11 protein-coding genes are annotated in these 11,387 nt (G+C 71.9%); 5 read left to right on the plus strand and 6 right to left on the minus strand.

The window, feature by feature from the left end; translation table 11 throughout:
* Window positions 1-50: 50 nt before the first annotated feature.
* From VS93_RS27275 to VS93_RS21780, 5 genes are all read right to left on the minus strand, one after another.
* The gene (locus tag VS93_RS27275; protein WP_052745919.1) at window positions 51-236 is read right to left on the minus strand and encodes a hypothetical protein; all 186 of its coding nucleotides are present in this window, start codon (window positions 234-236) and stop codon (window positions 51-53) included.
* On the minus strand, window positions 233-751 hold the full coding sequence (locus tag VS93_RS21765; RefSeq protein ID WP_052745920.1) for a methyltransferase family protein: 519 nt from the start codon (window positions 749-751) through the stop codon (window positions 233-235). Before VS93_RS21765 ends, VS93_RS27275 begins: the two co-directional genes overlap by 4 nt.
* Window positions 748-1,659 (minus strand): AfsA-related hotdog domain-containing protein, encoded by a 912-nt coding sequence (locus VS93_RS21770; RefSeq protein ID WP_046471745.1) that lies wholly within the window; start codon window positions 1,657-1,659, stop codon window positions 748-750. The genes VS93_RS21765 and VS93_RS21770 overlap by 4 nt, the downstream gene beginning before the upstream one ends.
* A gap of 709 nt (window positions 1,660-2,368) precedes the next feature.
* The gene (locus tag VS93_RS21775; RefSeq protein ID WP_046471746.1) at window positions 2,369-7,138 is read right to left on the minus strand and encodes an SCO7613 C-terminal domain-containing membrane protein; all 4,770 of its coding nucleotides are present in this window, start codon (window positions 7,136-7,138) and stop codon (window positions 2,369-2,371) included.
* A 289-nt stretch (window positions 7,139-7,427) separates the two neighbouring features.
* On the minus strand, window positions 7,428-7,886 hold the full coding sequence (locus VS93_RS21780) for a winged helix-turn-helix transcriptional regulator (RefSeq protein ID WP_046471747.1): 459 nt from the start codon (window positions 7,884-7,886) through the stop codon (window positions 7,428-7,430).
* A 128-nt stretch (window positions 7,887-8,014) separates the two neighbouring features.
* On the opposite strand from VS93_RS21780, the gene VS93_RS21785 reads away from it, so the two are divergent.
* The 4 genes from VS93_RS21785 (at window position 8,015) to VS93_RS29835 (ending at window position 9,772) form a co-directional block, all read left to right on the plus strand.
* Window positions 8,015-8,533 carry an SRPBCC family protein gene (locus tag VS93_RS21785; protein ID WP_046471748.1) on the plus strand — a complete coding sequence of 173 codons (519 nt, stop codon included), beginning with the start codon at window positions 8,015-8,017 and terminating at the stop codon, window positions 8,531-8,533.
* A gap of 205 nt (window positions 8,534-8,738) precedes the next feature.
* A complete protein-coding gene (locus VS93_RS21790; protein WP_046471749.1) occupies window positions 8,739-8,927 on the plus strand; it encodes a DUF397 domain-containing protein in 189 nt (62 codons plus the stop codon).
* Between the two features lie 210 nt (window positions 8,928-9,137).
* On the plus strand, window positions 9,138-9,368 hold the full coding sequence (locus VS93_RS21795; RefSeq protein ID WP_236700666.1) for a 3'-5' exonuclease: 231 nt from the start codon (window positions 9,138-9,140) through the stop codon (window positions 9,366-9,368).
* A 53-nt stretch (window positions 9,369-9,421) separates the two neighbouring features.
* Window positions 9,422-9,772 (plus strand): 3'-5' exonuclease family protein, encoded by a 351-nt coding sequence (locus tag VS93_RS29835; protein WP_162231700.1) that lies wholly within the window; start codon window positions 9,422-9,424, stop codon window positions 9,770-9,772.
* Between the two features lie 12 nt (window positions 9,773-9,784).
* Here VS93_RS29835 and ribA read toward each other — a convergent pair whose 3' ends face one another.
* Complete coding sequence (gene ribA / locus VS93_RS21805; RefSeq protein WP_046471750.1) at window positions 9,785-10,438, minus strand: GTP cyclohydrolase II; 654 nt, start codon at window positions 10,436-10,438, stop codon at window positions 9,785-9,787.
* Between the two features lie 485 nt (window positions 10,439-10,923).
* Between ribA and VS93_RS21810 the strand changes: the two genes are divergently transcribed.
* The gene (locus tag VS93_RS21810; protein ID WP_046471751.1) at window positions 10,924-11,340 is read left to right on the plus strand and encodes a DoxX family protein; all 417 of its coding nucleotides are present in this window, start codon (window positions 10,924-10,926) and stop codon (window positions 11,338-11,340) included.
* Window positions 11,341-11,387: the final 47 nt, after the last annotated feature.

The raw sequence follows: 11,387 nt of genomic DNA on the forward strand, positions 1-11,387 counted from the left end.
GCCGCGGGCCCGAGGGGAACGGAGGCGAGGCGGGAAAGGCATGGAGGCGCTCACCACAGCCCCGGGAGGAGGCGGTCGCGGTTCCGGGCGTACTCCGCGTACTCGACACTGCCCATCAGAGTTCTCTCCTCCAGGGGGATGCGCAGGGCGACGACGGATCCGATGAGGAGCAGGAGAGCCAGGACGCTGTAAGGGTTGAGGAACACCAGGACGAAACCGCCATGGGCGACGATCATCCGAGGTAGGCCGGGTGCCGGACGAACCGGTAGCATCCCGACCGGACTATCGGGTGGTCCGCGACGAGGCGGACCCGGTGCGAATAGAGGCGGCCCAGCCGCCGGACGGCCGCGAGCCGCAGCGTCACCCCGCAGGCGAACACCGCCCCGCCCGCGAGGACCGCGGGTGTGACGCCGGTCCAGTACGACCCGGCGCAGACGGCGGCCCCCACGGTGAGGACCCTGGCCAGCCCGTAGACGTAGACGGTCGCATCGGAGCCGTCGCGCCCACCCGTCCCGGGGGAACGCCCGTCCGCGAAGGTGATCCGCGCCTCCAGGACCAGCCAGAGCAGGTAGCCCGCGACCATCGTCGCGCGGACCAGGGCCAGTCCGTCGACGCCGAAGGTCCTCGACTCGCCGGGGTCGGCGACGGGAACGGGCAGCGCCGCGAGCTCGCGGGCCAGGACGCAGGCCAGGGCGGTGATGCCCGCGACGAGGAGCACGGCCGGAAACCGGCGGTTGATTAGCGAGCTCATCGGGCGCCTTGGGCGAGGGCCGTCCTGTTCATGGCCCGTAACCGGTGGTAGACGGCCGGCGGGACGATGCGGCCGGTGACGCGGACCTCGCCGACGCACGAGTCCGGGGCGAGGAGGCAGAAGAGGCCGGTGTGCCGCGGCCGCTCGCCCGGAACCCGTCTGGCGTCGAGCCGTACCGGTTCGTTCCGGGAGAGCGGCCGATCGATCCACGCGGTGATGGAGGTGAGGACGAATTCGTGTCCCATCGGAACGCCCTGCCGGTGCATGCCCGTCACGGCGGCCTGCCTGACCGCTTCCACGAGTTCGGTCATCGTCCGCTGATCCCCGCCTCCCGTCCGCAGGAAGTGGTGTTCGGGGGCGGGGAGGACGTCGAACATCTGGTGATCGGGGGTGATCTGGCGCGGCGCGCCGATCAGGAGATTCTCCGGGTGGTGCCGGTGCGCGAGCTTCGCCAGCCACTGGTCCCGGCGGTGGACCGCGGGCGTGTGCCGGCGGGGCCGGGGAACAGACCGCTCCGGCCGCGGAGACCGCCGGACCCGGATCCCGCCTGAGACGGCGGTGTGCTGCTGTGTCACGGTCAGGGCCCACTGGCCCTCCCATCCGTCCCCGCCGGCCACGCGGATCTCGGCCGGCGGTGAGAACTCGCAGAACGAGTGGAAGGAAAAGGAGAACTCGCTGGTCCACACCGCGTGTCCCGGCCGCCGGGCGGCCCTGTCGGATCGTGCCTGCGCCGCCTCGGCGGCCTGGAGAGCACCCTCGATGATCAACATCGCAGGCACATGGTCGAGTTCATGATCGAAAAAGAAGGAGTTCTCCCTGTCGACCGCGAGTTTCGCGCTCCACTCCCGTGGTCCGTACTGTTGAAAATCGAACAGATTTCGCTGCGCAGCGCAGGGCTGAACGCTCATTTGACATGCTCCCCCCGTGTAAAGTGTGTTCGGTCGGCCCGGACCCGCGGCGACGGGGGAGAAATGATCATTCCCCTATTCTGGGCCGCCTTGAAAGTGACCATAGCGAACCGCGGCATTTTTGTGAAATGTATCTTCTGTCACGCCGGACGCTCGGTGGCTGAAGTGAAAGGATTTTCGCGAGGTGGTGGTGGGGCTGCGGTGAAGGATCGCCGACCGTGTCGCCGTGTCCGGCGCCTTCCTGGAACTAAAGGAACGACCTGGTCGTAGGGCTGCTGAATCGAGTCGGCGCGGCTGTCTCGGGCGGTCCTGGTGCCTTGGTGTCAAGGGTGCCGTTCCTGCGCTGGAAAGAAGGGGCGGCCCTATGGAACGGAAACTCCTCCGCGGTGCGGGCCGGGGCGGGACGGGAGAGGCGGAGTCGTCCCCGCCTCCCGGAAAACAGGAAACGCTCCAGTGTTAATCGGTTCGCCTTCCTGAATTCGGGGAAAATGCGCTCATCGGCGGGTGGGCCGTACAGCAGTAAATGATTTTCCCGGAAAAGACTTCCGGTGTCGGACGAGGATTCCACCGCCCCTGACCAGTCGTCCTTCGGATGGCGGAGGAATGTCCGGGCGCCGAATGCGGGTCCCCGGACACCGCCGCGGGGATCCCCCGGCCGGCACCGGGGCGGTAGGCGGGAACCGGTGTCCCCTCCCACACGGAGAGGAGATCACCCCATTTTCCGCATCATGCGGCCGAACCGGCGGAGGTCTCGCAGGTTGCGCTCATAGCGTGCCCCCACCACTAGGAGCAGCAGGCCGAGCACCCCTACCGGAATCCACCGCGGCATCGCCACCACGACCTCCCACAGTGGACCGCCGAACGCCTGACGGGCGAGGAGAAGTAGCACGGCGGCGCCGACGAACAGCGGAGCCTGCAGCCGGTACCAGCCGCCGACGAGGGTGACCGCCAGTGCCGCCGTCCCCAGTAGCGCGGTGCGCAGCGGGGTACCGTCGACCAGATGGACCATCGCGAGGCTGGGCAGCAGGCCGAGCGCCAGCCCCGGCCCGTAGACGAGCCACGAGTGGGGAAGCCCGTCGCGGGGCGCCGCGCCCGCCTGCCGGACGCCGGCCAGCGTGCGGCGCCGCCACTCCCATCCGAGTACGAGTGCGGCCAGGGCGGGCACCGCGAGATAGGGCTCAGGAGCGGCCACTCGCAGCCACCCCAGCAGCACCCACAGCGCCAACAGCAGCAGGACCGCGCCGACGCCGCCCAGCCAGCCCCGCCCCTTCACCGGCGCGCCGGCCAGGGCGATCACTCCCAGCGCGGCGAGGGCGACGCTGGTCAATTCCAGGCGCTCGGTGTTGGCCAGAGTGAGGCCGATGGCGACCACCGCCAGCACCGCGATGGAGCCCTCGGCCGCCAACAGCACCTCGCGGGCCATCGGTGCAAGCCGGATCGCCATGGCGACACCGGCGACGACCACGATCGCACCGATCGAGGACACCTCGGTCGGCTGGCCCATCACGTGCAGGAGCGAGACGGCGAAGGCTCCGGTGGCCAGAGTCGCGACCGCGGTGCTCCCCGCGGTGACCACCGCGTTGCGTCCCAGCGCCGGATAGGCCGCGGCGGTCACAGCGATCAGCAGGAGCGTGGCGAGGGTCGCGGGCCGCTCGGCGAGTCCCCAGGCGAGCGCCAGCAGCACCGGCCACAGCGCCACACCTCCGGCCAGCGTCGCGACTGTGCCGTCAGCGGGCAACGCGGAGACCGCCAGCAGCACTACGGCCACCAGCACCAGCCAGCCCAGCGCCACACTGTAGGGCAGACCCAGCACGGTCGGGAACGGGACGAGCACCGGGGGCGCCAGCACGACCGCGGCATGCGGGACGTACCGCCGCGCTCGCAGCCGCACCAGCGCCAGCACCCCGGAGGCGACGAGCGCGGCCACCGGCACGACCTGGGGCACGACAGCACTGTGCGGGGCGGTGGGGGACAGCGCGTCCGCGGCCGGGACCTGCAGGCCGCCAACGCCCTGCCACACCGCGCCCAGCCAGGTGAATGGGGCGAACAGGAGCGTCAGCCACGCGGGCGAGACGAGCAGAGCGGCGGACGCCGCCGCGAGCACAGCGAGGCCGCAGGGGATCCACTGGACCTGACCGTTCAGGGCGTTCGCCAGCGCTACCAGCACCAGCGCGGCCACCGCTGCCACGAGCCCGAGGCTGTGGGAAGAGGCTGCGCCCACAGCAGCGCTGACCAGCACCAGGAGCAGTCCCGCCGCGACGAGTCCCGTACGCTGTTCGGAACGGTCCGCGGGCTGTCGGCCGAACGGCGCGGGACCACCGGATCCGCCCGCGCCCGGCCTCCGGGGCCCCAGCGCCGCCAGCCCCGCGACGGCGGCCGCTGCGGCGAGTCCCACGAACGCCTGCCAGCGCTGGTCCACGGCGATCCCGGCATGGGGGAGCGCGGCGTAGCCGACTAGCAGGGTGATCCCCGTTCCGGTCGCGGCGGAGAAGGCGAGAGTCCGGGACACAGCGGGCGCGCTTCGGCGACTCGCCCGTGTCGCGGCGGCGGACGCGAGAATGCCGATGATGCTGAGGGCGCTGAGTACGGCGACGGTGTGGGCAGGCGTCGTCGCGGCCCACCCGGCGGCCATGAGCGCCACCCCCAGGCCGGTCCAGCCCAGGGCGTGCGCGGTGCCGCCGCGGCTGCGCCCGGCGAGAAGGAGCAGCGGCGCCGTGACGACCACCAGCAGCGCCAGCGCGAGCTCGTAGGGAGCGGCCAGGTGCGCCAGCGAGATCGGGACCGCGATCCCACCCGCGACCAGGCCGGCGGTACCGAGAACCCGATGGCGGCCGGCCGCTGCGGGACGGCGGGGGACCAGGGCCGCGCACAGCACCGCCGCCACCGCGGCCGCCCCCAGGGCCGGTAGCAGCAGTGGCAGTTCGGGCGCGGGCACCAGCAGTGGCAGCTGCGCCGGCGCGGACCGCCGGTCCCATCCGGAGCCGAGCCCGGCCCACGGGCTGAGCGCGGTGACGGCGATCCGGTCGACCACCGGCAGCAGTGCCCCGACCGCCAGGAGCGCGCTGCCGTAGGCGGCCGGGGCGAGCGGTAGGAGGGCACCGGTGCTGGGTGCCGCCGACGCGGCGGGCGACTGGAACCGGGAGTGCCCCGCGGGCCGCGGAAGCGGACCCCGATCCCCATCGGGCCTGCTGGGGAGGCCGGCGGTGTGTGTGGCGGCGACGAGCGCCGGCAACGCGGCGAGGGCGAGCGTGAGCGCCAGGAGGTCGCGGCCACCGGCCGCGGCCAGTCCGCAGGCGAGGAGGAGCGGCACCACGGCGGCCGCGTCCAGCTCGTGGACCTGAACGGGCCGGGCCCGTGACCGGTCCAACGCCGTGGCCAGTGCCACCGCCCCCGCGGCCACCGTCATCGGGGCCAGGGCCAGCACCGGGGGCGGGGCGTGCAGGATCAGGGCGGCGGCCACCGGGATTCCGGTCGCCGCCACAACGGCGACCACGGTCGTGGTGGACCGTACTCCGTCCGCGGTCCGGTTCACAGCGGCGCACGTCGCCGCGCCAAGAGCCATGGTGGCCAGAACCAGCACGGTGGACACGTCCGCGGCGAGCGCGCCGGCCGCAGCGAGGAGACCAGTGGCCAGCGCCAGCGCCAAGACCGTCCACCCCGGCCAGCTCGCACGGGCACGCTCGGCGGTGGCGCCGGGCGTGCCCTGGGCCGTACGGGAGCGGCTGAGCAGGGTAGCGGTGCCGAGCAGTGTCACGGCTGTAGACGTGAGAACGGCCACTGTTCCGGCGTGCGGCAGCCACTGCGCGCCCAGCGCCACGGCGAGGACGGCCGCCCCCAGCATTATGGCGGCGGACGGTGGCAGGGTCCCGGAGCGGACCGTACCTGTGCGGGACGGTACGGCCGTACGCTCTCCCGGCGTTCGGTGAGCGGAGGAGGGCCCGCCGCCGGTGGCGGGCCCGATTCCTCCCACGAGAAACGCCCCGCCCGCCACCGCGAGGACCGCGCTCAACACCGGGGCCACCAGGACCGTCTCGGGAGCCGGGCCCGTGTCACCGCCCCCCTGCCAGGGGGCGGCCACCCACACGAGTTGGCGCTCGAACAGATGGAGAGCCCGAAGCCCGTCCAGGCCGGCCAGCGCCAGTGAGACCCCCGTGGTGATCTGCGGGCCGGCTCGCCGCTCGGGGGCCACCCGGAGCAGGACCACGGCCGCCGTCGCGCTCGCCAGCGCCCACGTGGGCCAGAACCAGGAGGGGGCGGTCAGCCACTGCGCGCTCGGTTCCCGGACAGCGGGCAGTGCGAGAAGCGCGCTCACGGCCGCGGGAAGCACGGCGATCCACGCCGCTGTGGCCGCCGCGGTCGCGAGCTGCCGCCCGGCGGGTGCCGCCAAGGAACGCGAGTCGAACAGGACGACGGCACCGGCGAGCGCGAACATCCCCGGCATGCCGGCCACGGCGAGCACGGTGCCCGGAGGGTTCGCGACCAGGAACAGCGCCAGTAGGAGGCCGAACACCCAGGCCAGGACGCCGACCGTACGCGCGATCACGCGCAGGTGGGTGGCGCGGACCGCCGCCGCGACGGCTGCGTCGCCCAGCGCGGTCGCCAGCAGCGCCAGCCCGATCAGGAGAAGCGCCGGCTGCTGGAGGGAGAACACCGCGAGCAGCGGCACGGGTTGTACGGCGAGCAGGGCCGCGATCCGGGGCCCGCGCAGCGGAACGAGCCGCGGATAGAGGGCCAGCGGAACGGCGATGACCGACAGCGCCACCATTGAGTACCCGGTGCCTGAGACAGGCTCGGTATCGAGGACCGTCCACAGCGCGAACGCGTCCAGGCACAGCAGGACGACCGCGAGCGCGCCGAGTGTCTCCGCTGTCGCCGCCATGCCCCGCCCCAGCAGGGGGTGCGGAAGGTAGCTGACGAGTGCGGTAAGGCCGGTGAGAATGGCGGCCTTACCTCCGATCCCGAGATCGCTCCAGGTGACAACGGTGAAGACGACGGCGGCGATCGCCAGCAGCGCTCCGCCCAGTGCCAGCAGGATGTTGCGGACCGACGTGGCCGATAACTCCCGGCGCGGCCTGCCGGGGCGGTGAGGCCGGCGCCGCGGTGGCATCGGCGACGGAGGGGAGACCGGGCTCTGAGCGGCCCCGGACGACCGTTCGGCCGGAGCGGCGGGCGCCGCCGCGGCCGGTACGGGCGTGTGGCCGTACGCCTCCAATGCCGCCGCGGTGGGCAGGGCCGCGGGCCCCCGGTGAAACGACCGTTGCCGGTCCCGCTCCGCCCGAAGCCGGTTCAGCAGGGCGGCGTGCCGGGTCTGCAGGGCGCTGCGCCGCCGGTCGAGACCGGCTATCCGGTGTTCGAGGGACCAGAGTTCGGCCGCCGCCGTCCCCAGCAGGGGCAGCCCGCAGTTGCCGCAGCTCGGCGGGGAGTAGTGCAGCGGTGTTCCGCAGTCGGGACACTGAGGGGGCGAGCCCGGAGGAGTCATGCGGGTCACCGTCTCACAGCCGGCCGCTCCGCTCCCCTTGAGTATGCGCCTTCAGCCGTGGTGATAGCCGCTTCCCCGTCACCTTTCGAACGCGTGCCCGCCGGTCGGCGTCGCCGCCGCCGGAGTCCCCGGCTTCAGCCGCGGGGAGGGGAAGACAGGGGCGCCGGTCTCCGCGTACGACGGGCAGCCCGTCATGCGGCGGCCCGGCGCCGTCCCGACCGGGCGGTGAGCGCGTGCACGCCCGCGTTCGTTTCCGGATCGTCCGCCCACCGGGCCCGCGTACTGCGCCTTATGTCGCCCTCAGGTCCCTCTTCAGTACCGGCGTCATGGCGCGGGGGTCGATCGCCTGGCCGCACCGCGGGCAGGTCTGCACCGGGTGGACGGTCGCTCCGCAGGGGTCGTGCACGAGTTCCACCGCCGGCCCCTCCTCGTCGGCCATCCAGTGGTCGCCCCAGTTCAGCAGTGCGACCAGCACCGGGTAGAGGTCGCGTCCCTTGGCGGTGAGGCGGTACTCGAAGCGTTCGGGCCGGTCGCTGTAGGCGCGGCGCTCGAAGACACCTTCCTCCACGAGCGCGGTCAGGCGTTCGGCCAGGACGCGCCGCGACATACCGGTGCGCGAGCGGAAGTCCTCGAAGCGCCGCACCCCCATGAACGCCTCGCGCAGCACCAGCAGCACCCACCGGTCGCCGACCACGGAAAGCGCCCGCGCCACCGAGCACGGCGTGCCGCCGATCTCGCTCCACTTCATGGACCGGAGTCTAGCGGTTGAGTTCCAGAACGAGACGGACTAAGTTCCAGAATGGAACTTGCTCGGGCGGCGATGCGCGCCGCCACCCGAGCCACTCCGCCCCCAACCGAGCACCCCAGGAGCAGCACATGGACACCCGCCCCCTCACCGCCCAGGTCGAGGTCCGCATCGCGGCCGCCCCCGAGCGAGTCTGGGAGTTCGCCTCCGACATCGCCGTCCCCGCCCGGTTCAGCGGGGAACTCCAGCAGGTCGAATGGCTCGACGGCGCCGAGGCGCCGCGCGTCGGGGCGCGCTTCACCGGCCGCAACCGCAACAAGGACGTCGGCGAGTGGAGCACCACCTGCGAGCTGGTCGAGGTCCACCCCCCGCAGACCCTCGCCTGGCAGGTCCTCGGAGCGGACGAGGCGCTCGCCACCTGGCGGTTCGATCTGATCCCGGACGGGCCGGAGGCGACCCTGCTGCGCCACCGGGTGCGCACGGGACCCGGCAGAACGCCGCTGGACGACTTCATCGCGCGGCGCCCGGACAAGAAGGAGAAAGTCATCCAGTACCGGCGGAACATTCTGGAGACCAACATGCGGGCCACCGCCGAGGGCATCCGCGGGCTCGCTGAGGGGACGGAGTACCCTGCGGGCCGGACGGCGTAAGCGGCGCGGGCGGCGCGCTCCTGCCGCCGCCCGGCCGGCTCGCCGGAGGCGTCGGCTGCTCCGGCTACTCCCGGTCCGGGGCCACCGGCTCGGCCGCGGAACTGGGTCCGGCGATACGCCATGATCTTCGGTCGGCTGCAAGCAAGCGCGATGTCCCCCGTCGCCACGGTGGACTACTTGCGAAAGGCATTGGAGGAGTACGAGCATGACGACTGAGCAGCCCTGCTGGCACACGTCCAACTACAGTGCCGGGGGTCAGAACTGCGTGGAGGTGCGCGAGCATGACCACGGGGCCGACCTCCGCGACTCGCAGAACAGGAACGCCGCGTGCCTCATGTTCGCGGCCTGGGAATGGGCGGCGTTCGTCGCCGACCTCCGCAGCGAGCGACCCTAACCCGCTCCGCGCGCACACTGGTGACCCCGGGCGCTCCAACAGGCGTCCGGGGGTGTGCATGTGGCCTTGGCCGGCAGGGTGAACGCCCGGCAACACACGAGGTCCCGCGTGTAGCGCCGTAGTCGTCCCGCTACGGCTGTACCATATGTCCTTGCTGCTCCCGCCCCTCTGACACGCGCAAACCCTCGCGCTATGGACGCGGAAACCACCATGCCCGACCAGCCCTGGACCGACGCGGTCCTGGTCGTCCTCGACCTGGAGGGGACCGGGGCACAAGACCGTGAGCACGAAGCGATCCTGGAGATCGCCACGGTCCCGCTGGCCGGTGGTCTGCCCGACATGTCCCGCTGCTACGAGACCCTGATCAGCCCGGGACGTCCCGCGCCGCGCCGCCCCTGGATCTCACCCGGCCTCACGACGACGTTCTGCGCGCCGCCCTAGCTCCGGAGTCGATTGGCCCGGAGCTGGCAACACGCATCGATGGCCGCTACCTGGTGGGGCACAACGTCGGCGTCGACCGGTGCCTGCTCCACCGGCACTATCCCGACATCGGCGTCCACGGGCTCATCGACACCCTGAAACTCGCCAAACGCGGAACGACCACAACCTGGTCCCTGACCACGCTCATCGAGCACCACGCTTTAACCGACCGAGTCACCGAACTGGTGCCCGACGGCCGCCCGCACCGGGCACTGTGGGACACCGTCGCCGCCGTTCTCCTTGCTGCCCTGGTCGAGGAGCACTGGTCCCGGCCGCCGTCCCTGGCAGACCTCCTCACCGCGGCCGGGCAACAGATCGACGGCCACCAGGAGACGCCCGGGGGAGGGCAGCAGAGCCTCCTGTGACCCGGCGCGGACCTAGCCGCTCACGCTGTCGAGCCGGTCGTGGTCGAGCGCGTCGAGCTGGGGCAGGTCGTGTCCGAGCCGGTCGCGCTTGGCGACCAGGTAGCGGATGTTGTGGTCGTTCGCCTGCGCGAGGAGCGGGACCCGCGACGCCACCGTGATGCCGTGCGATTCCAGCGAGTGGACCTTCTCGGCGTTGTTCGACATCAGCCTGACCGACCGGACCCCCAGGTACTTCAGCATCTGGGCCGCCGGAGCGAAGTCGCGGTTGTCCACCGGCAGCCCCAGAGCCGTGGCCGAGTCGACCGTGTCCAGCCCGTCCTCGTCCTGCAGGACGTGGGTGCGCACCTTCGCGACCAGTCCGATCCCGCGCCCTTCATGGCCCCGGAGGTACACGAGGACGCCGCTGCCCTCGCGGGCGATCGCCTCGAGTGAGGCGTGGAGCTGGTCCCCGCACTCGCAGCGCATCGCGGCGAAGATGTCGCCCGTTACGCATTCCGAGTGGACCCGGGTGAGGACGTTCTCGCGCATTCTCGTCTCCCCTAAGACGAGGGCGATGTGCTCGTCCCCGCGGGACCGATCCCGGAATGCGATGCTTCGGAACGTCCCGAAGCGGGTCACCAGGTCCCCCTCGGCGACGTCTTCACGAGCGATCACGTGGTCAGGCATCTATATCTCCTCGTTGCTTCCGCATATGAAGCGCTCTACATTAACCGTCTTCACGGCTCTCGTTCAGACAACGTTCGATGACCTTGCGGCCTTACCGCGGGCGTGCCGTCATGGGTGCGGCGTGCGGCCGGGAACCGTCGGCGGTACGGCCGTGACCTTCTCGGGCGGGCGGCGCTCCCGGTCCTGATACTCGCCCACCGCCGGCCGTCCGGCCGGTGTGGCCCTGGAGGAGAGCCGGATGCGGCGCTCCCACTCCGCTGCCGGGAAACCGCTATGCCCAGGAAACCAACGGCATCTCGGACTGTTCCGGATTCCTCTAGGGTGGTTCCCAGTATTGGGCCAGGTGACCGAGGCGACGCCGAGGCCGGGACGTGAACGGAAGCTGCGGCCAGGAACGTGAACGGAAACAGAACGTTCACGCAGTGCCGCTGCCGGCCGCGCCGCGGCCGGCAGCGGCGGGACCGATGACCGGAAGGCGGAGGACCATGAACCCGAGCGATACCCAGAAAAGCCCGATGGCGAAGCGGGGGCGTGCCCTCACCATCGTCCTGTGGGTTGCTCAGATCCTGCTGGCGGCCTACTTCATCGTGGAGGCGGCGACCCCCAAGCTCTTGGGCGACCCGGGACAGGTCGAGATGTTCGACACGATCGGGTTCGGCCAGTGGTTCCGCTACTTCACCGGCATCTGCGAGCTCGCCGGGGCGCTGGGCCTGCTCATCCCGCGGCTGGCCGGCCTGGCGGCGCTCGGGCTCCTGGGTGTCATGGCCGGGGCGGTCCTGACCAACCTGTTCCTCATCCCCGGCTCGCCCGTGCCGAGTCTGCTGCTCGGGATCGCGTGCGGCCTGATCGCGTGGGGCCGCTGGCCGGAGATCAAGGCACTCGCCGCCATGCTCAGGCGTTGACACGGGCACCGGCCGGTAGCCGCGGTGCGGCGGCGTCCCCAGGGGAC

Origin of the sequence: Allosalinactinospora lopnorensis (assembly GCF_000981225.1) — a bacterium.
GTDB classification, from domain to species: domain Bacteria; phylum Actinomycetota; class Actinomycetes; order Streptosporangiales; family Streptosporangiaceae; genus Allosalinactinospora; species Allosalinactinospora lopnorensis.